Raw genomic sequence first — 21,872 nt, 5'->3', positions numbered from 1 at the left:
AATAATATTAAAAGTCACCAAACTTGTTGTCAGACAAGCAGTTTGGTGACTTTTTAGTTTGTTATTTATGACCTAATAGATAAATCAATTAGTTGCATTTCTGAAAAAGAATGCTATAAATACTGTGCGTTGATAGCTAACATATAATTTATGCTTAGCTCAGCTAAAGATTTATTTATATGAGGAAGTGAGATAAGTGGGTGCATTCATTTCATCCATTTCAAGTATAACTGTAATCGTTTTGATTATGTTATTGGGTTACAGCTTAAGAATCAAGGGTTGGTTTGCGGACAGTTTTTCGGGTAATATTTCTAAATTAACTACCCAAATTGCTTTGCCAGCTTCAATTTTTATTTCAGTACAAAATAATTTGACTCGAGGCAGTTTGCCAAGACTCTTTGAAAATTTGCTTTCGCCAGCGCTTGGTGTGGGTATTTCGTATTTTATAGCATATTTGTTAGTCAAAGCTGTAAGGGTCCCTGTTGGCCGGCGAGGGACTTTCATGAATGTAATTGCCAATGCCAATACCATTTTTATTGGGATGCCTTTAAATATTGCACTATTTGGCAATCGAGCAATGCCATATTTTTTGGTTTATTACATCGTTAACACCGTCTCGACTTGGGCCTTGGGGGTATTTTTAATCAAAAACGACGATCCTATGCAAGAAAATCCAGCAAAAGGACGCAAGCTTGAATGGAAAAAACTGCTCCCAGCTCCCCTAGTTGGATTTATCTTTGCGATTGCTTGGCTATTGACAGGTTGGCAGTTGCCAACTTTTGCCAGCCAATTTTTGACTTATGTCGGCAATCTAGTGACACCACTGGCGCTAATTTATATTGGAATTGTGTTAGCAGATTCGGGTCTTTCGCACATTCGTATCGATCGCGATAGCCTTTTAGCTTTGATTGGTAGATTTATCATCGCTCCAGCAATCATGATCCTTTTAATAAAAGTCATCGCTCCAGCTACTTCTTGGTCTGTGCCAGATCTGATGGGTAGGACTTTCATTGTTCAATCAGGAACGCCGGCTTTAGCAGTTTTGCCAGTATTGGTCAATGAATCACATGGCGATGTTGATTATGCCACCAATTTAGTAGTTTTGAGCACGCTGGTATTCATAGTCGTAATTCCTGTCTTGATGATTATTGCAGGATAATTTATCGAAAATAAAAATCGCATCGCTCCGGAGTGATGCGATTTTTTCTTTAATTAACGGCTTGTTTAGACAAAATGTTCCATAGCTGCTCTTCTTTGCTAGTCATTAGATGATTCTGTCTACTAACAGCTGCGAGAATGAAATCGGGTTGATTGCTATCAAGCAGGGGTAGGGCGACAACTTGATCATTTTCATCAATTGCTAGGGAAGTCAAATAGGATATTCCCAGATTCTTGGCGACTAGAGATTTTACGACTGCAACGTCTGGGCTGCGGTAGATAGTATTGATATTAATCTGATTTTGCTTGAGCATTTGCGTCAATAATTGATTATGGATGTAGTTGCTGCTTAAGCCAATAAAATCTTGATCAGCTAATTCTCGAAAATATAGCCCCTCTCTGCTTGCCCAAGGATGATTCTTGGCAACTATGATTCTAAGCGGGTAATGGGCAATAATTTTGGCATCGATTCCAAAAGCTAGGTTGGGATCAGTTAAGCCTAGTAGAGAAAAATTGATTTCGCCGTGGATCAGCAAATCAATCAAGTCGTTAGAGCCGGCTTCGATGACCTCTAAATTCTTGAGGATACCAGTATGCAACAATTCTGGTACAAGTTTTGGAAAATAGTTTTGGCCAATAATTGGTGGCAAGCCAAAAGAAATTTTGCTGGCGGAATTTCGCTGAATCTCAAGCTTAGCAATCTCAATTTCTTTGAGAATAGTTTGAATATGTTCGTCAAATTGCATCCCCAAGTGGGTAATAATAATACTTTTATGTGATTGATCTCTAATTAAGAACTGCCCACCAAACTGTTCTTCTAATCTATTAATGGCTGCTGTAATTGTTGGCTGGCTAACACCAAATTTTTTTGCAGTTTTTGTATAACTTTTTTCTTTCACTAAATCGTGATAATAACGAAAATCCTGAATATTCAAAGCTATTCCTCCTCATATAAACATTTCTTTAGTGATTCTGCTAGTTTGACTATAAATTTATGGGGGTTATATACTCCATTATGATTCAAATGAGTACAAGAATTCAAATCGGAGGCTTTAAATGATCGATGCAGATAGAATTTTAAATGATCCATTTCTTAACAAGGGTACAGCTTTTACGAAGGCAGAAAGAGCAAAGTTAGGTTTAGTTGGTACTTTGCCAGCTAAGGTACAAACCATTGATGAACAAGCTCAGAGGGTATACGAGCAATACGAACTTCGTCCAGATGGAATGCAAAAACGCAAATTTTTGATGGAAATCTTCAACACTAATCGCACGCTCTTTTACTACGTTTTGCAGCAACACTTGGTAGAACTATTGCCAGTAGTCTATGATCCAGTAATTGCGCCAGCAGTTGAAAAGTACAGCGAAATTTTTATGAAGCCACAAGGTGCAGCCTTTTTGTCAATTGATGATCCTGACAATATTAAGGAAAGCTTGCTAAATGCTGCCAGCGGTCGCCAAATTAAATTAATTGTCGTAACTGATGGAGAAGGTATTCTGGGAATTGGCGACTGGGGCGCTAATGGCGTCAACATCGCTGTAGGTAAGTTGATGGTTTATACAGCAGCTGCTGGGATCGATCCAAGAGAAGTTTTGCCAGTATCACTAGATGTTGGTACTAATAACCAAGAGTTAATCGATGATCCATTCTATCTTGGCAATAAGCATGAGCGTGTAGCTGGTAAGAAATATTACGACTTTGTTGATAAATTTGTTAAAGCTGCGCGCGAAGCTTTCCCTGGCGTCTACTTGCACTTTGAGGACTTTGGGCGTGACAATGCAACTAAAATTTTGAAAGAGTATCGCCAAGATTTGCCTATTTTTAATGATGACGTTCAAGGCACAGGTATTGTTTGCCTATCAGGCGTATTAGGTGCTTTGAATATTTCGGGTGAAAAGTTTACGGACCAAATCTTCTTAATCTTTGGTGCCGGTACTGCCGGAATGGGTATTGCTAACATGCTTTATCGAGAGATGCTTGTTGAAGGGATGGATCCACAAGAGGCTAAGAAACACTTCTATTTGGTTGATAAGCAAGGCTTATTATTTAGCGATACGCCAGATTTAACTCCAGAACAAAAGCCTTTTGTCAGAGAAAGATCAGAATTTAAGAATTCAGAAGAACTGACCAATTTGGAAGCAGTGGTTAAGGCAGTTCATCCAACAGTTATGATTGGTACATCAACTAAACCTGGTGCCTTTACTGAAGCAGTTGTAAAAGAAATGGCAGCTCATACTGCTCGGCCAATTATTTTCCCAATTTCTAACCCAACTAAGTTGATCGAAGCTCATGCAGAAGACTTGATTAAGTGGACTGATGGCAGAGCTTTGGTTGCTACAGGTATTCCATCAGATCCAGTTGAATATAAGGGAGTAACTTATCACATTGGCCAAGCTAACAATGCGCTGATTTATCCAGGCCTTGGTTTAGGAGTGCTAGCTAGTCAAGCTAAGCTTGTTCCTGATGAATTGCTATCAGCTGCAGCACATTCACTAGGTGGAATTGTCGATCCTAAAAAACCAGGAGCAGCAGTTTTGCCACCCGTAGCCAAATTGCAAAGCTTTACTGCTAAAGAGGCAGTTGCTGTAGTCCAAACTGCGATTGATCTTGGCATTGCTAGTAGGGATGTTTTGGATGCTAAAAAGGCAACTGAAGCAATGAAGTGGGAAGCAAGATATTAGAATTTAGATAATACCAATCCATAACAAAAAGCTGAGCATTTGCTCAGCTTTTTTGCTTTATGAAATTTTTGCTTTATTCAGCAGCAAAGAACTAGTTACTACTGAGACTGAACTAAAGGCCATGGCCAAGCCGGCAAATTCTGGACTTAGCTGCAAGCCAAACTTGATAAATAGACCGGCCGCAATTGGAATGCCAATCGTGTTGTAGATCAAAGCCCAAAAGAGATTGAGCTTGATTCGGTTGAAGGTCTTTTTGGACATATCGATTGCCCTGACTACGCCCATTAGATCATTTTGCATTAAGACAATTCCGCCAGATTCAATTGCAATGTCACTTCCTGCGCCCATGGCAATTCCTACATCAGCGCTAGATAGAGCAGGAGCATCGTTGATGCCGTCGCCGACAAAGGCAACTTTTTGACCAGAATGAACTAGATGCTGGATGTGTTCAGCCTTTTCATTTGGCAAAAGGCCAGCAACAACTTCGTCAATTCCCACCTCATTGGCAATGGCTTGCGCAACTTGTGGGTTATCGCCAGTTAGCATGATGGTTTTGGGGCCACGCTTTTTAAGAGCAGCAATAGCTTTTTGGGCATTTTCTTTAGGTTTGTCTTGAATGGCAATTACTCCGAGTGCTTGTCCCCCAAGGCCTACGAAAATTATTGTCTTTGCTTGAGCCTGCAATTTGCTGGCTTTATCGGCTAATTCTGTCGAAATTGCTTCTTTAGCGAATAATTTCGAGCTACCAACGCTAACTGCTTGTCCCCCAATGCTTGCTGTGATTCCTTGCCCTTCAATTGCCTTGAAGTCTTCAACTGCTTGAAGAGGCAGATTTTCTTCTTTAGCCTTTTGCAAAATTGCACTAGCTAAGGGATGCTCAGAATTTGCCTCTAAGCTAGCAGCTAGAGAAAGGATCTTGGTTTGATCGCCGACTACATCTGTTACAACGGGCTTGCCGATAGTAATGGTCCCAGTTTTATCGAAAATAACTGCGTCAAGCTTGCTGACTTCTTGTAATACTTCGCCATTCTTGATCAAAATTCCCATCTTGGCACTACGACTTGTTCCAACCATTAAAGCAGTTGGGGTTGCTAAGCCTAAAGCACATGGGCAGGCAATTACGACTACGCTGACAGCAAATAACATTGCCTGAACTGCAGTTGCGCCTAGAAAGACATACCAGATAACAAAGGTCAAAATAGCGATGATCAACACAGCTGGTACAAAGATATGGGAGATTTGATCGGTCAAATTTTGAATTGGGGCATGGCTAGTTTGCGCAACGCGCACCATTTCGACAATTTGCGCTAACATGGTGTCTTTGCCCACCTTAGTTGCCTTAATGACAATCATGCCACTGCCATTGATGGTGGCTCCAACTACGCTATCGCCACTCTTTTTGGCTACAGGCAGGCTTTCGCCAGTTACCATTGATTCATCGATATTAGTTGTGCCTGACACAACTTGGCCATCGACTGGGACTTTTTCACCAGGCTTAACGCGAATTAAATCGCCAACTTGCACTTGTTCAAGTGGAAGCTTAACAAAGTCATCTCCGCGCTTAACTTCAGCGTCTTTTGCTTGCAAGCTTAATAATTTGCTCAGAGCATTAGAAGCATTATTGTGCATTTTTTCTTCCATGGCATCGCCTAAGAGCACGAAAATAATGACAAAAGCTGCACTTTCAAAGTAGACTTCTCTGCCAGTAAACATGGCAAAGATACTATAGAAGTAAGCAACAGCTGTACCGATTGCGACTAGGGTGTTCATGTTGGCATTATGCATCTTGAAAGCAGCCCAGGCACTCTTCCAATAAGGAATAGCAGAAATTGCCATAATAATGGTGGTCGTGATCAGTGCCCACCAATTATAGCCAGCAAACATCCAGTGAAAGGGCATAGCCAGCATTTGGATGAGCATTGGAATTGATAAAACAAAGGAGATCCAGAAGCGCTGGATATTGCTAAGCTTCATCGATAATCACCTTTCCGCGGAACATATCCATGCCACAAGCGAAATTGATTTCGCCAGCTTGATCAGTTGGAATTTCAATTACCTTGGTTGAAGACTTTTCTAAATTGTATGTTTGATCCAATTCCTTGAAAACTAATTCATCTAGACAGCCCAGGTTATCGCTAGTTTTGAATTTCAACTTAGCAGGAACACCACGCTTTAAATGAATAACGTCTGGCTTGTAGCCAGCATCAACGACAACTTTTTTAACTTGATCTTTTTTAAAAAACATTATTTAACAACAACCTTTCCATGAAACATATCCATTCCACATGCAAAGTTAAAAGTAGTAGCCTTGTCGGTTGGAATCTCGATAGTAGCAGCCTGATCTTTATCTAAAGCAGTATTGACACCCAATTGCTCAAAAGTGATGCGAGACAAGCAGGCAGTGGAGTCTTGCAAATTGAATTTCACTTTGGCAGGGATACCTTTTTTCAAGACAATGGTCGAAGGAGAGTAGCCACCATTGACGACAATTTCGGCGATTTGCTGATTATTGACAATCTGTCCGCTAGCAGCTTGTTCTTGTCTAGGAGCAAAAAACCACCAGACAATAAAGATGATTAAAGCTATTGCAACTAACAGAATCAAAATTTGGCTAATAGTCATAATTAACAATCCTTTCTATGAGTCTTATTGCCTGGCAAGCAGTTGCAAGGAATAGTTTCAGGAGCTGATTTTGCCTTTTCGCTAGCTAATTTTGCTATCTTAGTTAAATCTGACTTACTGATGGGAAGAGATTTGAGCAGATCGATCAGTAGATCGCCCTTGTGCATATCGCACATGCGGTCAAACATTTCCATGCTCGTGCGATACATCATTTCCGTTTGCCCAACAGTTGGGGTGTAGAAAAATTTGCGCCCCTTTTTTTCAGTTTTGAGCCAACCTTGTTCAACTAACCGACGCAAAAGAGTCTTGATAGTTGATTCTGACCAGGTGGTTTTTTCTTGAAGGTTGGCGATTACTTCGCTAGAACCGATGGTTCCAGTTGTCCAAATTATTCGCATTATTTCCCATTCTGATTCTGGGATCATAGTAGATTTAGTCATAATTTGTCTCCTTTTGTTTACATTTGTAAATATAAATCTTTGGTTTACGTTTGTCAACGAAAAAGCTTAAAAAAACCAGATTGATTTGATTATCAATCTGGTTAACAATATTCAAATTAAAATGTTTCACATGAAACAAAAAAATACGATTTCTAATGAAATCGCGTGTAGTAAAAATGTTTATAAAATGTAGGTTGTGTAATTAAGAGTTTCTTTGTCTGACTCTATGAAATAGAAGCAATGCATGTTAGGAAAAATAACTCGAAGTGTGGAGCAAATATCGAGTTTGTGTTGAAAGATTATACATCGCTAACTAATTCTAGAATAGAACTTCATCATATTCCTCCGAAATCCTACAATCATACTTTATAATAGATATTGAAATTGTAGGGAAAAATTTTTTGAACGTCAAAATTTTTACGTTGAGCGTAGAAATTCTGCTATATAAGAGAGCGAGGATAATATGCTTGATATTGTAAGAGGACTATATTTTAATACTTTCTTCTTTTCAGCGGTGATTAGTTTGCTGCTAAACGATTTTAACTGGCAAAAAACTATGCTAGTTTGGCTATTTTTGTTGCCGATTATTTTTGGATATCCATATGAATTGGCTTTTGTTGTCATTTTGCAACTGGTCAGCTGGATTTTTTTGCGAAAAAACAAACATCTGCATTTAATGACTCTGAATCTATATGTTAATCTGGCGGTAGCGCCGGTAATAGAGGAAATTATGTCGGTTTTGATACAGACGATTTCTGACAAGATTTTTCATGTTAGCTTAGGAACGCTTGCTACCGATTTAATTTTATTTGTGCCGGATATCTTGATTTTATATTTGCTACATCGCTTATTTGATAAGAACCACTATCAAGTAAGTCATCTGATCGACAATATCAGCAACAACGATTCCTTATTGAGATTCTTGAACTGGATTGTTTGGTCGCTAGTTTTGATCACTTATTCTTTGTGGACGGTGATGACCTACTTTACAGCCAAGGCAGAGATATTTTTCAGTTTAATGCTCCTGATTGTGGTTATTACTCTGGTGGTTATCGTTAACCTATATGAAGTTATTTTACAAAATGAGCGCTTCAATCAAGCCAGCGTCAACCAGGCTCAGTTTGAACAAATTCAAAAATACACCATTCGTTTGGAAGACTCGAATATGTCCCTACGAAGAGCTCGCCACGATTATAAAAATACGCTGCTTTCTTTAAATGGTTATTTCCTAGATAACGACTTAGATGGTGCCAAAAAATATCTGAGCAAATTAGTCGATGAAAATAACAAACAACAAGAAATCAATCAGACTTTGACTTTGGAACTAGCCAACTTAAAGGTTAAGGAATTGAAATATCTCTTCGTTGTTAAGTTGCAAAAGGCGCAAGAAGAAGGAACTAATGTTAAAGTAGAAATTAACAAAGAAATTACGGAGTTTCCAGTCAACATTGTTCCATTGATTAGATGTAGTGGGATTTTCCTTGATAATGCACTAGAAGCAACAAGAGGACAAAAAAATCCACAAATTCCGGTCTTATTGACCAAGTACAGCAACGATTATTACTCCTTGATCTTTAAAAATTCGATCGAACAAGAAGTCAATGTCCGGGAAATCTTTTTGCCAGGAAAGACCAACAAGAAAAAGCATCAAGGTTTAGGATTAGCCAATGTAGAGCAGATCATCGACGACAATCCAAATCTATCGCTAGAAGTAGACCAAGAAGATGGAATGATTTCATTTGAAATAGATATGCAGAGAGCGGAGGAAAATTAATGTTATCGATTATGGTTCTTGAAGATAATCCGATCGAGCGAAAGTTAATTACGCAGATGATTAACAATCGGATAAAGATAAATAAGACTCCTAAAGAATATGATGCTCAAATTGTATTAATGACTGATAAGCCTCAGGAAATCATCGATAAAGTTGAGGCTAACAGCAACGATTTCATGTTGGCCTTTTTGGATATTGACTTGCAGACGGAAATCGATGGGATCGAAGTGGCTGCTAGAATTAAAAGTATTAATCCATATGCTCAGGTGGTTTTTGTTACAGCTGACGCTGACGCTTTGAAATATACGATCCAGCAACATGTGGCGCCACTAGACTATATTACTAAGGATGGTGACATCGAACATGCCCAGGAGCGTCTGTTTGCGGTGCTAGATACAGCTTATGAGCGCTACGAGTCCTTGATCAATAAAAATACTAGCGATATTAAATATTTTGCCTACAGCAAGGCTAACGGTATTTTCGAGCGGATACCAATGGATCAGGTTTATTATCTGGAATTGCAGCCACAAAAGTACAAGCGAATCAGAGTTTTTGCGGATAACAAGATTTTTGACTGCAGCGGTGCACTGAAGGACTTTGCAGCTCAGTATGAGAATTTAGTTTTCGCTAATCGCGATACCTTGATCAATCTGAATACAATCAGTAAGTTCGATATGGCCTCAGGGATGGTATATTTTGGCCCAAATCAAGAGGTTTCACACGGCGTATCAGTTAGAAGACGTTATGCAATTAAGAAGATGTTGAATAACTAAAGCTGCTAAAAATGGGGGAGTATATGATGACAATCGGAGAGTTGCTTAAAGAATATCGAATAACTCAAGGGAAAAAGCAAAAAGAGTTTACTAACGATGGAATAATTGTAAGTCAATCTTATTATTCTAAAGTGGAAAAAATGCTCATAGAATTACTGCTGATAGTTTGATAGATTTACTCCATTATAATAATATTCCTGTCTGGGATTTCTTTAGTAGGCTTAATACAATGGATGATATGAACAAACAAGAAATAGATGAGCTTAATAAAACTATGGCTGGAGCATTTTATAATAATGATAAAGGCAAATTATACAGCTTAATTACTATAATCGATAAAAGTAATTTATCAGCCAAAGACAAACAAGAAGAGATTCTGTTGGTTCAAGCATGCTTACAACTAATAAAAAAGCCCAATGAAAAGCCAGATATTGAATTAAGAAATAAAATAAGAGATAAAATATTCAATATTCCTAATTTTAACTACCATAAAATATCGCTTTTTTGTAATTTTATGAAATTCTATGATCTTGAAAGCAATAAAATGATCAGTAGAAAAATTATCGAGCAGAATATTAATACTACAAATTCTAAAATGCAGATAGTACTACTTGCTATTATTGCAAATATTTTAGCTTTTTCGCTTAGAGATGGTGAGCTACAGGAAGTTGAATATTTTATAAAAAACGGAGATAAGATAAAAACACAGCCGGAATTGGTATTTTATAAATCAGCTTTCTACTTTTTTAAGAACCTCATCAACTATCGATTAGTTCATGATCAAGAAAGTTACGAAATTAGCAAGAAAACAAAAGATTTCCTATCGAGCATAGGAATGGTGGAATACAGCAAAGTTCTTGATAGCCTTTTAGAAAAATATAAATGATACGCGTGGTGCTAGTTAAGTCATTTTAACAAAAAAGTCCAATTGGATTAGACTCGAGTTGCAAAAAATATTAATAGAAAAGAGTCTGATCTAATTGAACCATCTCAAGCTTAATTGTTTTTCTCGACTGAACGCAGTCTGTCGTTCCTTGTATAAGCTTTATGCTCCCGACGAATTGAAGCATCGTAGAAACGTTGATCAGGTCAAGCTTTCCGACAGCTCTATTCTAGCATTGCTTATTTGGCAGGCAGAAATTGGAATTGAATCTCAGAGAAGATTCTGTAGCATTTTCGTCGGCTTGTCTCATTCTCGCTTCAATCGCCGGGCAAGAATGCTTTTGCCCTTGATTCGCTGCATTCGTCGGGCTTGGAATCAGGAAGTAAATACAACTGGAGAGCTTTTGATTATTGACAGCTTCCCAGTTCCGCTTTGCCAGCCTGTTAGCAATTATCGCGTCAAAATCTTTCGTGGAACAGCCGATGTTGGCTATAAAGCCACGAAGAAGATCTACTATTACGGCTTCAAGGTCCATGCAATAGTAAGCGACGATGGCTATCTGCTCGACTATGCAGTAACCAAGGCGTCGGTGCACGACTCCAAGGAAACCGTAGAGCTCATGGCAAACGCTCATCCAAGCAGCCGCGATCTATTAGGCGACGAAGGCTACTTAGGAAGAAACTTAGCCAGCAGGCTTAAAAGCATGGGCTACGTGCTTTGGACTCCGTATCGAAGAAACATGCAGGGAGTTAAGAAGCATAACGATCATCAATTGATGGCGATTAGAAGAACGATTGAAAGCGACTTTTCATTGCTCAGCTACTACAACGCAGAAAACAATCGAGCAAGGAGCATGTCTGGCTTTGTTCAGCGACTGGAAGTAGCGATTTTAGCTTACAATATGGCATATTGTCTAGACAGATTTAACTAGCACCACGCGTATGCCTTATCAATACATTTTCTTCCCCGAAATTTAATTTCATTGAATGCGGTAACGCCTAACATAGCTAATTTAAATGAATCATTAGCATCATTTTTATTACGTCTAAGTTCAGCAGTTCGCATACTAGCTTCAAACGGATTAAGTTCAATATGGTTTATGTTGTTTTGACGTAAATAACGGGCTAGTGCTTCGGAATAATATCCTGTTGTCTCAAAAATTATATAAGTATCTTTGGTAACATAGGCAGACAATTTTTTAAAACCACTTTTACTGTGCTTAAAAGTAAAAACTCTTTTTTCGAAATCTTCAGTTATTTGTGTGGCATGGCTTTTGCCTTGGCTAACATCAATTCCTATGAAATTCACAATATCACCTCACAAGTCTAATTGAGGCTAGTATATTTTACTTACTCAATTTCTAAAATACGATCTTAATGACCAACAACCTAAACCTAGTTTCACAAGTAAAATATATTAACGGGCCAGTTTGACAAACGAATTCAAGATTCACTTTTGTTGTCGACCTCAACCTCAATATAATTGTAAATAAAAAATAAGAGGTGAACCATAATATCATCATAGTATGATTCATCTCTTACTTTAGGTTGTTTGACAAAGAGCCGCAATACCACCTAATCTTCCAAAACCGACTCCACCAGAACCGAGTCCCATTTGATCACGTGCCAGGTATGGAACAGTAGAATCAATTGATTTACTTGAATCTACACTCTGCTGATCTGCAGATACTGAGGTAAGTGGAACAAATACTTGGACAAGTAGCGCTGCTACAATTGCTAAAATTAACTTTTTGAATCTTTTCATATCTATCCTCTCTATAGTTATTGATCAGTTATTGATGATTTTCGAATCACTGAAGAATACCTTATAGATATCATCATTTAATGCTTGATCGCTAGCCCGTACATAAACGTATGTTGCGTCATCAATTGTTTCATCAAAAAAGTAACACTTGAACAAAAAGCCCTTTTTAGCCACTTCTTCACTAAAGAAATCTTTGTATACTTGTGGTATTTCTTGATATGGTATAGGCTCAAATATTGACCAATCACTGTATTTCTTGGTCTTGTTTTTTAGCCAATCATTGAAATCTTCACGGCTCTTAGTAGTATAAATTTCAGATTGTAAAATATCGTCGATTTGTAAAAACAAGTAATTCAACTCACCTGGAAATTTTTCAGCTCGATATTTTTGTGACTCTAGAAAAAAATCGATAAGCTGTCTTTTGTATTTTCCAGAAATTCTTCGCTTTCCATTTTCCAACCCATAGTAAACACCAAATTCTGTTTCCTCTGGATCGTTCAATTGTTGCATAAAATATGTAAAATTTTTTTGCCATTTGCGTTTAAAACCTCGATATTTGGTTTTCCAAATTCCTTGCATACCTAAAGCCTACTTTCTTAAAAGTTTCCCATTCTCTGCTAAGCTGGCTGTTCGCTTATTTGTTTCATGTTTCTTAGTATATTTCCAAAAACTTCCACCATGTCCATTAGTACGGGAGTTATCTCTTTCGATTACACTTCCCGTCTTAGGATTCTCCCAAGCTTCTTTTCCTTTAACTTTTTTAGTGAATTTGCTTGTGTCAATATGATTTTTATCCTTTAGGTCTTTCTTCGGAATATTTCTTCTATCTTTCTCGGTAAGTTTAGCCTTATTAACTGCAACACCATTGTGATAGGCTTGTCCGCCAATATAAATAGCTGCTGCACCTGCTGCAATGCCACCCAGCTTTCCGAAGCCAACTCCACCAGAACCTAATCCCATTTGATCACGTGCTAGGTACGGAACAGTAGAATCAATCGACTTGCTCGAATCCACACTTTGCTGATCTGCAGATACTGAGGTAAGTGGAACAAATACTTGAACAAGTAGCGGTGCTACAATTGCTAAAATCAACTTTTTGAATCTTTTCATAATTATCACCTTCGTTACTTATTTTTATACAATAATACTCATGAAATTCTCGATGTCAATAAAAAATCACTATAATTAACGGCTCTATAATTTTTCCTGTTGATGAATATTTATGATATTCTGTCCACAGGATTTTTTTATACCTTGAATTTACAATCTAAGTGCAACAGTTGGTCCTTATAAAAACAAAAGATTCATGATCTCCCTTATAATGGTTGTTGACAAAACTATTATCAAAGGAGTAAATCATAATAATCCGATCCTAAAATATTAGTGCCTAATTTAATAATATCAATCTAGCACAACATCCATTATTGATTAATCTGCACATTTGCAGCATTAGGCTTTACTTCTGTTTTGCTTAGTTTAATCGCAATAACGAGAGCAATAATTTCAATTGCTAAAAGACTCAATAAAGCGTATTTAACATTTCCGAATCCAGAAATAGTTGTTAATAATGTCGTCATTATTGGTGCCGTAGCCATAACAATAGTATTGAGCAATCCTACACTTGAAGCTAAAATTTTACGATCTATCGCATTAACTAACCATTGTTGCATTTTAAGTGAAGCCGTGCTTGATACTGCAGCCAACGAAAAGTAGAATGGCAAGATTATAACGATATTTGCTGTCAGTGCGCCTACTGTAGCAGCAATACTTAAAATGATGGCAACAATAACCATAAAGAAAACAGATTGCTTTTTAAATACTTGAGGGCCAAAAACACTACCTAGAATTGCTCCAGCACTGACTACGACTCCAATGATTGCCAGAGTAAAGCTATAAGTAGAAATAATCATAGTTGATCGGTTACCTGCTATAACAATAGGCAATAGTGAACCTATGGCAGATAATGCTCCGTTAAGAAGAGCAATCACCAAAACAACAGTTAATAAGCCTGAAGCCTTTCTTATTTGCGTATATGAGTTTTTCATTGTCGCAAAAAATTTCTCTTCATTTACTTCTTCTGACTCAATTGAATGAGTATCTGTTTGATGGTGGAAACCGGCGCTAGCATATAAAAGGCCAGCAGCTAGGAAGGTAATAGCATTGATAAATGCAAGATTTGAATAAGATAAAAAAAGCAACAAGCCTGAACCGACAAATTGAGCAACAGAAGTAATAACTTCGCTAACACCATTGGTAAAACCTTCAGCTTCAGCAATTTCATCTTGACCAACTAGTTCAACAATCAATGGAATGTTAAGGCCGCCCGAATAAGCACCAACTGTATCGGAGATAAAATTGATAATAACTACTACGATCACTAATGACCACTGAGAGATATTAGTAACGAATAATACACCGACTAGACTATAAAGTACAAATCTTACTACAGCTATTAAGAAAATACTCTTAAATTTGTTGCGGGTTTTATCAGCTAAATATCCACCAAAAATATTAAATAGTCTTGGAATAGATTCAGAAATTGCAATTAAAGATAGAGCAAGAGAGTAGTTTTGCAATTTACTTGCATAAGTCATAAATGCTAGATAAAAAAGAATATCTCCAGCATTAGATAAAAAGCTAGCAATTGAAAATCTACGATAATCTTTATTTTTCAAAAATACATTCATAATGTTTAACCCCTGTACCTATAAAAAGTTAAACACATCATATCGAATATATGCTTGAATGAACGAAATAGTCGTATTTGAATTTTTTCGATAGCAAAAGGCATTGATAGCTACTAGTTTGATGTAAACCCCGAAATTCGGACAAGAATTTCGGGGTTTTATTTATGACTAAATTATCTAGGCAAGACAAAATTGATATATATAACAGTTGGAAACATTATGGAAAATCATCTAAACAGTTGGCAAAAGAGTATGGCGTCTGTTCCGGCAATCTGCGATATATGCTCTCTTTAATAGAACGTCATAGGCTAAAGATTCTTGATAAGGGACATATAACTTACTCAGTCGAATTCAAGGAAGCAGCTATCAAGAGAGTGCTCTTCGATCACGAGACGTCTTACCGTGTGTCATTGGAGTTGGGCTTGCCAAATCAAGGCACAATCTCCAACTGGATTCGCAATTATATCAAAGACGGGTATAATGTCATTAATCACAAGAAAGGCAGACCTACCCATGAAAGACAAAGACAAGCAAATCCAGGAGCTTCAAAAGCAAATCAAAGACCTAGAACAAGAGAACTTGAAGCTTACTGTTCAGATCGAATTCGTAAAAAAATTAGACGCCTTGGTCTCTCAAAGAACTAAAAACCAAAAGCCAAAGAAATAGCTTCTGCAGTTACCGAGCTAAGGCGAGAACTCCACGTAGCTGCTAGTTTCGTGCTCGATACGATCAATTCCAACTCTCAGCTTCCACATCTTTCTCGCAGCCAGTATTACAACATACTAGCTAAGGGCGAAGATAAAGACTTGATTCGCAATCAAAAGCTGATGGAGCGCATAAGAGAGATCTTCGAAGAGCACAAGCATCGCTACGGCTATCGCAGAATTACTGCACAGCTCAAACGAGAAGGCTACGCTGTCAATCACAAACGCGTCAAGCGATTGATGACCAAAATGTATTTGTACGCTATCTCAATTAGGAGAAGATTCAAGTATTCGAGCTATCAAGGAACTGTTGGAAAGATCAAGCCCAACTTGATCAAGCGCAAGTTTAAGTCCATCATGCCAGACAGGCAATGGTATTCGGATGTCACGGAGTTTCACTTGAATGGAGAAAAGCTCTACTTGTCGCCTATCATGGATGGCTGCACACAAGAGATCATCAGCTACAGACTAAGCAGACGTCCAGATCTAAAGCAGGTCATGGACATGCTGGAAGATGCATACAAGAAACATCCAGCGTGATCTTTCATACTGATCAAGGATGGCAATATCAACACGCTGCCTTCCAAGCTTGACTTAAAAATCGCGGCATATCTCAATCGATGTCGCGCAAAGGCAATTCGTTAGACGATGGGCTAATGGAGGGCTTCTTTGGCATACTTAAAAGGGAAATATTCTATGGCTTTGAAAAGACCTTCAAGAATATGGATGAACTGGAACAAGCAATCAAAGACTACATTCATTACTACAATAACGATAGAATCAAAATGGTATTAAAAAACCATACTTCGATAGAATTTCGGAATATGGTTCTAAACAAAGCTAATCAATAATATGTCCTAAATTTGGGGTTCATATCAGTTTTAAGCAGCATCAATGCCTTTTTGAATCTTATAAATTAGTAATCAAGAAGAAGCCGATGAAGATGAAGAATAGAATGTACATCATCAAGGAGACTTCCTTGTAGCGTTTAGTGGCTACCATAGTGATTGGGTAAGCGATCATTCCTAGCGCTAAACCGTTTGAAATGGAGTAAGTTAGCGGCATACCGACAACGATTAAGAAGGCAGGGAAGGCAACTTCGAACTTTTCCCAGGAAATTTTCTTTAAGTTGCTTGCCATGAGCACTCCAACGATAATCAAAGCAGGTGCAGTAACCGTGGTTGGAATTACTGCTAAAAGTGGTGAAAAGATCATTGAAATCAAGAAGAAAATTCCGATGAAGATGGCAGTTAAACCAGTTCTACCACCCATGGCGATACCAGCACTTGATTCAACTGAAGTACCAAGTGGAGCAGTACCCAAGATTGCACCTTCGATCATAGCCGTTGAGTCAGCCGCAAATGCGCGACCGATCCGTGGAATTTTGCCATCTTTATCAACTAAGCCAGCTTGTTCAGTCATTCCGATCAAAGTACCAGCAGTATCAAAGAAGGTAACCAATAAGAAGGTTAAAACGACGATGAACAGCTGCATGGTGTTGATGTCTTTTAAGTGGAAAATAGCTTGGCCAAAGGTTGGTGCAATTGATGGTGGGGTTGAGATAAAGGAATGAGGCAACGGAATTTGGCCAATAGCAATACCGAAAATAGCGGTAATAACCATTCCGATGAAGATTGAGCCTGGAACACGCAAGCACATCAAGATAACTGTCAAAATCAAACCAAACAAGCTAATCCAAACTTCAGGGGTAGAAAACTTGCCTAAAGTAACCAAAGTTGAATCGCTGTTGACGATCAATTGACCGTTTCTTAAACCGATAAAGGCGATAAACAAACCAATACCAGCAGAAATAGCGTATTTCAAGTCTTGTGGAATTGCATCAACGACTAGTTCCCGCAAGTGAAGAGCGGTAATCAAAATAAAGAGAATAGATGCAACTAAAACAGCTGATAAAGCAGTGGCCCAGTTGATCTTCATGCCCACGCAGACGTTGTAAGCAAAAAAAGCAGCACTACCTAAAGTTGGCGCTAAAGCGATTGGGTAATTGGCAACTAGTCCCATAATGAAACAACCAATTGCAGTCGCAACAGCAGTTACGGTAAAGGCTGGACCGGCAGGGATGCCAGCAGCGTGCAAAATGTTAGGGTTAACGAATAGAATATAGGACAAGCTGACAAAAGTGGTCAAAGCAGCGATCAATTCGCGCTTAACAGTAGTGTTAGCTTCTTTGAGATGAAAAGTTTTCTCGATAAACTGCATGATACCTCCAAAATAAATTAATAACTGATAAAAGTAATTAGAACAAGTTTATCACAAATTAGCTGAGTAAACTTGAAAAATTAGTCTTATAAAATTGCTAGCAAAAAATCCCACTCAATTGAGTAGGGATTTTGATTGATTTATCAGAGGTTGAGAACAGCGAAGTAGATGATAAAGACAATAAAGAGCAGCCACATCATTGGGCTAATATCTTTGAAGCGCTTAGCGGCCAGCATCGAAATTGGATAAACGATAATTCCCCAAGCTAAACCGTCCGAAATTGAATAAGTCAGTGGCATTCCAACGACGATTAAGAAGGCAGGAACGGCAATTTCAAGCTTGGTCCAGTGAACGTGGGCTAAGTTTTCGGCCATCAAGACACCGACAATGATTAAAGCAGGTGCAGTAACTGCAGTGGTGAAGATGCTGAGGATTGGGCTAAAGATAGTACTAATCAAGAAGAAAATACCAACCCAGACAGCGGTAAGACCAGTTTTACCACCGATGGCAATGCCGGCACTTGATTCAACGAAGGCACCAACGGGGGAAGTACCTAAGATTGAACCAAATAACATACCAGCAGAGTCCGCTGCTAGGGCCCGACCTGCTCGAGGCATCTTGTTGTCTTTCATCAAGCCAGCTTGTTGAACTAAGCCGATCAAGGTACCAGTAGTATCAAAGAAAGTAACTAGCAAGAAAGTGAACACCACCACCCACATTTGCATGGTATTGATGTCGCCAATATGAAAGACTGCTTGGCCAAAGGTTGGCGAAAGGCTTGGAATTGATGAAACAATGGTCTTAGGCATCTGGGCTTGGCCAGTAACTAAACTAAAGATAGCAGCTAGAATCATACCGATGAAGATGGCACCAGGAACGCGGGCAATCATCAAAAAGACCGTAACAAGCAAGCCAAAGATAGTAACCCAGACAGTTGGGTTGTTCAAGCTGCCAATGGTAACCAAGGTAGCATCGCTATTTTGAATTAATTTTCCGCCTTGCAAACCGATGAAGGCGATAAACAATCCAATTCCGGCTGAAATTGCATATTTGATATCTGCTGGAATGGCATCGATGATCAATTCTCTAATTTTGAAAACGGTCAATAAAATGAACAAGATAGATGCAACTAAAACAGCTGCCAAGGCAGTTTCCCATTTAACATGCATTCCTAAACAAACAGTGTAGGTGAAGAAAGCGTTAAGCCCTAAAGTTGGGGCAGAAGCAATTGGGTAATTAGCAACCAAACCCATGATGATACAGGTAAAAGCTGATGAAATAGCTGTTGCCGTAAATAAGGCTCCTCTATCCATACCGCTAGCACCCAAGACGTTGGGGTTAACAAATAGAATATAGGACATGCTGACGAAGGTGGTTAGCCCAGCCAGCAATTCTGTTTTAAAGGAAGTGTGATTTTCTTCCAAATGAAAAAACTTGTTAAGCGAATGCATTTTATCCTCCTAAGTTCGTTAATTTGGTGATTTATAATTACTTTTAACCGTAAATCAGTGAATCAACTATTATTTATCCGAACGTTTAAGCTTATAATAAGTTATATTGTTCTAAAATACAAGAGGAAAAGAAAAAAGATCTGGATTTTTTCAGATCTTTATACGCAATTTACCAACGATTAATTGAAATTCAAGACCCAAAGGAAAATTAGGAAGACGAAGAAAAGGACCCACATCATTGGACTAATTTCCTTGTGACGCTTAGCAGCAATCATACAAATTGGATAAGTGATCAAACCTAGGGACAAACCATCGGAAATTGAATAAGTAAGGGGCATTCCAAGCATAATCAAGAATGATGGAACGGCAATTTCCAATTTGTTCCAGTGGATGTGCGCGGTATTTTGAGCCATCAAGACACCAACAATGATCAAAGCAGGTGCAGTAACTTGGCTAGTGAACAAACCAAGAAGTGGACTGAAGATCATTGAAATCAAGAAGAAGATGGCAATGAAGACAGCAGTCAAACCGGTTCTACCACCAACGGCAATACCAGCACTTGATTCGACAAAGGCACCAACTGGTGAAGTACCTAACACTGAACCAACCATCATGGCGCTTGAGTCAGCAGCCAATGCGCGTCCAACGCGAGGCATCTTGTTGTCTTTCATAAAGCCGGCTTGTTGAGCTAAACCAATCAAAGTACCAGCAGTATCAAAGAAGGTAACTAACAAGAAAGTTAAAACGACAACCCACATTTGCAAAGTGTTGATATCTTTGACATGGAAGATTGCTTGACCAAAGGTTGGTGCAAGGCTTGGTGCCATTGAAACGAACTTGGTTGGCAAAGCAATTTGACCGGTAATAACGCCAAAGATAGCAGCTAAGACCATACCGATGAAGATTGCACCAGGAACGTTCAAAATCATCAAAATGATAGTAGCAAGCAATCCGAAGATCGTAATCCAAACAAGTGGATCGTGAAGTGAGCCAAGTGAAACCAAAGTTGATTTGTTAGCAACGATGATTTTACCGTTTTGCAAACCTAAAAAGGCAATGAACAAACCGATACCAGATGAGATGGCGAATTTTAAGTCGCTAGGAATGGCATCGATAATCTTTTCTCTTAATTTGAAAAGGGTAATCAGGATAAAGATAATTGAGGCAACAAAGACTGATGCCAAAGCCGTTTCCCACTTAACGTGCATACCCACGCAGACTGTGTAGGCAAAGAAGGCGTTGATACCCAAAGCTGGTGCTTCACCGATTGGATAATTGGCAACCACACCCATGATTAAAGTACCAAGTGCAGAAGCTAAAGCAGTAGCAGTAAAGACAGCGCCTGTATCCATGCCGCTAGCACCTAAAACGCTAGGGTTAACAAACAAAATGTAAGACATACTAATAAAAGTTGTAAGTCCAGCTAAGAACTCAGTTTTGATATTAGTATTGTTTTCTTCTAATTTAAAAAACGATTTAACAAAACTCATAACTTAATCTCCAAAGAAAATGTTCGTGTTTTAAATAAATTAAACAACTTTATAAGCTTAACATTTTAACTTTGAAATGTAAATACGAATTATGAATAAAGCCAATCAAATTAATAGTCTGAAAGATAGATAAAACTTGACCAGATAGCACTGAAAACGCTAAAATGATTAGATCACTTACTTATCTTACACAATACATATAGGAGATTCAGATGAAATATATTTATATGTTTATCCCAGCACTTGCTTGGGGTATTTTGCCATTGGCTGTTTCTAAGATTAAGGGAAAGCCAGTTAACCAAATTTTCGGTACAACAGTGGGTACTTTGATTGTAGCCTTTGTTGCTTTGCCATTTATCAAGATGGAAATTGATGCTAAGACTTTTGCCTTGGCTGCTTTAGCAGGAGCTTTTTGGGTAATTGGTCAATTGGGTCAATACACTAGTTATGCAAGAGTCGGCGTATCTGAGACTATGCCTATCTCAACTGGTTTGCAATTGATCGGAACCTCTTTGGTAGGGGTAGTAATGTTTGGCGAATGGCCAACTGCTAACGCTAAGTTATGGGGCTTTATCGGAATTGCTTTGTTGATTGTTGGTGCAATCTTCACTTCATTTTCTGATAAAAATACCAGCGAAGGTAGTGAGAAGAACCAAGTTGGTACCTTGATTATGTTGGTTTTGACCACTTTCGGTTACATCATTTACAATTCTATTCCTAAGGCAATGACTGCTTCAGGATTGGCAATTTTCTTCCCAGAATCAATCGGAATGGTTATTGCTGTGTTGATCTATATGCTTGCTAGTGGTCAAGCTAAGGAATTGACTAACAAGAGCAGCTGGCAAAGCTTGTTGTCAGGCTTTATCTTTGCTATTGCTGCAATTGGCTACATTCTTTCAGTTAAGGACAACGGCGTTAACACTGCCTTTGTGGTTTCACAATTGTCAGTTGTGATCTCAACTTTGGGCGGGATGCTATTTTTGCATGAAACTAAGAGCAAAAAGGGCTACATCTTTACTTTGGTTGGTTTAGGTTTAATCTTAGTTGGTGCAATTCTAACGACTGTGATGCATTAATTACTGAATATTTTTAAGAAGCTGATATTCTTTGTTTTTACATTGAATATCGGCTTTTTTATATCTGTATCTGACCGCTGGCTAAATCTTAAGAAATGGTAAAGACGCAAATCTTAAAAATTTATCGCGATTTTTTACGTATATATAA

The 21,872-nt window shown here is 38.4% G+C and carries 21 protein-coding genes and 1 pseudogene; 9 read left to right on the top strand and 13 right to left on the bottom strand.

The window, feature by feature from the left end; genetic code table 11:
• Positions 1-196: 196 nt before the first annotated feature.
• Positions 197-1,159 (top strand): AEC family transporter, encoded by a 963-nt coding sequence (locus tag BN53_RS01710; RefSeq protein WP_009559164.1) that lies wholly within the window; start codon positions 197-199, stop codon positions 1,157-1,159.
• 49 nt (positions 1,160-1,208) lie between these two features.
• Here BN53_RS01710 and BN53_RS01705 read toward each other — a convergent pair whose 3' ends face one another.
• Positions 1,209-2,093, bottom strand: coding sequence for a LysR family transcriptional regulator (locus BN53_RS01705; RefSeq protein WP_009559163.1), 885 nt, complete (start codon positions 2,091-2,093; stop codon positions 1,209-1,211).
• 121 nt (positions 2,094-2,214) lie between these two features.
• Here BN53_RS01705 and BN53_RS01700 point away from each other — a divergent pair, with 121 nt between their 5' ends.
• Positions 2,215-3,840, top strand: coding sequence for a malolactic enzyme (locus tag BN53_RS01700; protein WP_009559162.1), 1,626 nt, complete (start codon positions 2,215-2,217; stop codon positions 3,838-3,840).
• Positions 3,841-3,897: 57 nt separating this feature from the next.
• Here the strand turns inward: BN53_RS01700 and BN53_RS01695 are convergent, their stop codons facing one another.
• From BN53_RS01695 to BN53_RS01680, 4 genes are read right to left on the bottom strand one after another with little or no spacing between them, the layout of a single operon-like run.
• The gene (locus tag BN53_RS01695; protein ID WP_009559161.1) at positions 3,898-5,814 is read right to left on the bottom strand and encodes a copper-translocating P-type ATPase; all 1,917 of its coding nucleotides are present in this window, start codon (positions 5,812-5,814) and stop codon (positions 3,898-3,900) included.
• On the bottom strand, positions 5,804-6,088 hold the full coding sequence (locus BN53_RS01690) for a cupredoxin domain-containing protein (RefSeq protein ID WP_133286404.1): 285 nt from the start codon (positions 6,086-6,088) through the stop codon (positions 5,804-5,806). The genes BN53_RS01695 and BN53_RS01690 overlap by 11 nt, the downstream gene beginning before the upstream one ends.
• Positions 6,085-6,462 carry a cupredoxin domain-containing protein gene (locus BN53_RS01685; protein WP_009559159.1) on the bottom strand — a complete coding sequence of 126 codons (378 nt, stop codon included), beginning with the start codon at positions 6,460-6,462 and terminating at the stop codon, positions 6,085-6,087. Before BN53_RS01685 ends, BN53_RS01690 begins: the two co-directional genes overlap by 4 nt.
• A 2-nt stretch (positions 6,463-6,464) precedes the next feature.
• Positions 6,465-6,902 (bottom strand): CopY/TcrY family copper transport repressor, encoded by a 438-nt coding sequence (locus BN53_RS01680; protein WP_009559158.1) that lies wholly within the window; start codon positions 6,900-6,902, stop codon positions 6,465-6,467.
• 463 nt (positions 6,903-7,365) lie between these two features.
• Between BN53_RS01680 and BN53_RS01675 the strand changes: the two genes are divergently transcribed.
• From BN53_RS01675 to BN53_RS01660, 5 genes are all read left to right on the top strand, one after another.
• Positions 7,366-8,676 carry a GHKL domain-containing protein gene (locus BN53_RS01675; protein WP_009559157.1) on the top strand — a complete coding sequence of 437 codons (1,311 nt, stop codon included), beginning with the start codon at positions 7,366-7,368 and terminating at the stop codon, positions 8,674-8,676.
• Complete coding sequence (locus tag BN53_RS01670; protein ID WP_009559156.1) at positions 8,676-9,449, top strand: LytR/AlgR family response regulator transcription factor; 774 nt, start codon at positions 8,676-8,678, stop codon at positions 9,447-9,449. Before BN53_RS01675 ends, BN53_RS01670 begins: the two co-directional genes overlap by 1 nt.
• 23 nt (positions 9,450-9,472) lie before the next feature.
• Positions 9,473-9,619: an XRE family transcriptional regulator gene (locus BN53_RS09815; RefSeq protein ID WP_236695141.1), complete on the top strand. Its 147-nt coding sequence runs from the start codon at positions 9,473-9,475 to the stop codon at positions 9,617-9,619.
• Positions 9,620-9,678: 59 nt separating this feature from the next.
• Positions 9,679-10,335, top strand: a complete 657-nt coding sequence (locus BN53_RS01665; RefSeq protein WP_009559154.1) for an Rgg family transcriptional regulator — start codon at positions 9,679-9,681, stop codon at positions 10,333-10,335.
• Positions 10,336-10,429: 94 nt separating this feature from the next.
• Positions 10,430-11,263, top strand: coding sequence for an IS982 family transposase (locus BN53_RS01660; RefSeq protein WP_040537259.1), 834 nt, complete (start codon positions 10,430-10,432; stop codon positions 11,261-11,263).
• Here BN53_RS01660 and BN53_RS01655 read toward each other — a convergent pair.
• From BN53_RS01655 to BN53_RS01635, 5 genes are all read right to left on the bottom strand, one after another.
• Positions 11,260-11,640, bottom strand: coding sequence for an IS110 family transposase (locus BN53_RS01655; RefSeq protein ID WP_009559152.1), 381 nt, complete (start codon positions 11,638-11,640; stop codon positions 11,260-11,262). The two genes, BN53_RS01660 and BN53_RS01655, sit on opposite strands and share 4 nt — an antisense overlap.
• Positions 11,641-11,874: 234 nt before the next feature.
• A complete protein-coding gene (locus BN53_RS01650) occupies positions 11,875-12,096 on the bottom strand; it encodes a hypothetical protein (RefSeq protein ID WP_009559151.1) in 222 nt (73 codons plus the stop codon).
• 24 nt (positions 12,097-12,120) lie between these two features.
• Positions 12,121-12,675: a hypothetical protein gene (locus BN53_RS01645; protein WP_009559150.1), complete on the bottom strand. Its 555-nt coding sequence runs from the start codon at positions 12,673-12,675 to the stop codon at positions 12,121-12,123.
• 9 nt (positions 12,676-12,684) lie between these two features.
• Positions 12,685-13,206, bottom strand: a complete 522-nt coding sequence (locus tag BN53_RS01640) for a hypothetical protein (protein ID WP_009559149.1) — start codon at positions 13,204-13,206, stop codon at positions 12,685-12,687.
• Positions 13,207-13,517: 311 nt separating this feature from the next.
• Positions 13,518-14,783: an MFS transporter gene (locus BN53_RS01635; RefSeq protein ID WP_009559148.1), complete on the bottom strand. Its 1,266-nt coding sequence runs from the start codon at positions 14,781-14,783 to the stop codon at positions 13,518-13,520.
• Positions 14,784-14,947: 164 nt separating this feature from the next.
• Here BN53_RS01635 and BN53_RS09340 point away from each other — a divergent pair.
• Positions 14,948-16,338 (top strand): annotated as a pseudogene (locus BN53_RS09340) (IS3 family transposase).
• A 58-nt stretch (positions 16,339-16,396) separates the two neighbouring features.
• Here the strand turns inward: BN53_RS09340 and BN53_RS01620 are convergent.
• The 3 genes from BN53_RS01620 to BN53_RS01610 form a co-directional block, all read right to left on the bottom strand.
• Entirely contained in the window at positions 16,397-17,707 is a 1,311-nt protein-coding gene (locus BN53_RS01620) for an NCS2 family permease (RefSeq protein ID WP_009559144.1), read from the bottom strand.
• Positions 17,708-17,850: 143 nt separating this feature from the next.
• Positions 17,851-19,158, bottom strand: coding sequence for an NCS2 family permease (locus BN53_RS01615; RefSeq protein ID WP_009559143.1), 1,308 nt, complete (start codon positions 19,156-19,158; stop codon positions 17,851-17,853).
• A 179-nt stretch (positions 19,159-19,337) separates the two neighbouring features.
• Positions 19,338-20,648: an NCS2 family permease gene (locus tag BN53_RS01610; RefSeq protein ID WP_009559142.1), complete on the bottom strand. Its 1,311-nt coding sequence runs from the start codon at positions 20,646-20,648 to the stop codon at positions 19,338-19,340.
• A gap of 212 nt (positions 20,649-20,860) precedes the next feature.
• On the opposite strand from BN53_RS01610, the gene BN53_RS01605 reads away from it, so the two are divergent.
• Positions 20,861-21,724 carry a GRP family sugar transporter gene (locus BN53_RS01605; RefSeq protein WP_009559141.1) on the top strand — a complete coding sequence of 288 codons (864 nt, stop codon included), beginning with the start codon at positions 20,861-20,863 and terminating at the stop codon, positions 21,722-21,724.
• The last annotated feature ends 148 nt before the right edge of the window (positions 21,725-21,872 follow it).

The sequence above is a fragment of the Lactobacillus pasteurii DSM 23907 = CRBIP 24.76 genome (assembly GCF_000297025.1).
In the GTDB taxonomy this organism is placed as follows: Bacteria; Bacillota; Bacilli; order Lactobacillales; family Lactobacillaceae; genus Lactobacillus; species Lactobacillus pasteurii.
The sequence above is the reverse complement of the archived record's forward strand: the minus strand, read 5'-3'. Positions and strand labels throughout refer to the sequence as shown.

What these genes read in the sequence shown, in the direction of transcription:
- BN53_RS01700 (WP_009559162.1), top strand. Translation starts at nt 2,215, where the DNA reads ATGATCGATGCAGATAGAATTTTAAATGATCCATTTCTTAACAAGGGT.
- BN53_RS01695 (WP_009559161.1), bottom strand. Translation starts at nt 5,814, where the DNA reads ATGAAGCTTAGCAATATCCAGCGCTTCTGGATCTCCTTTGTTTTATCA.
- BN53_RS01685 (WP_009559159.1), bottom strand. Translation starts at nt 6,462, where the DNA reads ATGACTATTAGCCAAATTTTGATTCTGTTAGTTGCAATAGCTTTAATC.
- BN53_RS01680 (WP_009559158.1), bottom strand. Translation starts at nt 6,902, where the DNA reads ATGACTAAATCTACTATGATCCCAGAATCAGAATGGGAAATAATGCGA.
- BN53_RS01675 (WP_009559157.1), top strand. Translation starts at nt 7,366, where the DNA reads ATGCTTGATATTGTAAGAGGACTATATTTTAATACTTTCTTCTTTTCA.
- BN53_RS01670 (WP_009559156.1), top strand. Translation starts at nt 8,676, where the DNA reads ATGTTATCGATTATGGTTCTTGAAGATAATCCGATCGAGCGAAAGTTA.
- BN53_RS09815 (WP_236695141.1), top strand. Translation starts at nt 9,473, where the DNA reads ATGATGACAATCGGAGAGTTGCTTAAAGAATATCGAATAACTCAAGGG.
- BN53_RS01665 (WP_009559154.1), top strand. Translation starts at nt 9,679, where the DNA reads ATGGATGATATGAACAAACAAGAAATAGATGAGCTTAATAAAACTATG.
- BN53_RS01650 (WP_009559151.1), bottom strand. Translation starts at nt 12,096, where the DNA reads ATGAAAAGATTCAAAAAGTTAATTTTAGCAATTGTAGCAGCGCTACTT.
- BN53_RS01645 (WP_009559150.1), bottom strand. Translation starts at nt 12,675, where the DNA reads ATGCAAGGAATTTGGAAAACCAAATATCGAGGTTTTAAACGCAAATGG.
- BN53_RS01640 (WP_009559149.1), bottom strand. Translation starts at nt 13,206, where the DNA reads ATGAAAAGATTCAAAAAGTTGATTTTAGCAATTGTAGCACCGCTACTT.
- BN53_RS01635 (WP_009559148.1), bottom strand. Translation starts at nt 14,783, where the DNA reads ATGAATGTATTTTTGAAAAATAAAGATTATCGTAGATTTTCAATTGCT.
- BN53_RS01620 (WP_009559144.1), bottom strand. Translation starts at nt 17,707, where the DNA reads ATGCAGTTTATCGAGAAAACTTTTCATCTCAAAGAAGCTAACACTACT.
- BN53_RS01615 (WP_009559143.1), bottom strand. Translation starts at nt 19,158, where the DNA reads ATGCATTCGCTTAACAAGTTTTTTCATTTGGAAGAAAATCACACTTCC.
- BN53_RS01610 (WP_009559142.1), bottom strand. Translation starts at nt 20,648, where the DNA reads ATGAGTTTTGTTAAATCGTTTTTTAAATTAGAAGAAAACAATACTAAT.
- BN53_RS01605 (WP_009559141.1), top strand. Translation starts at nt 20,861, where the DNA reads ATGAAATATATTTATATGTTTATCCCAGCACTTGCTTGGGGTATTTTG.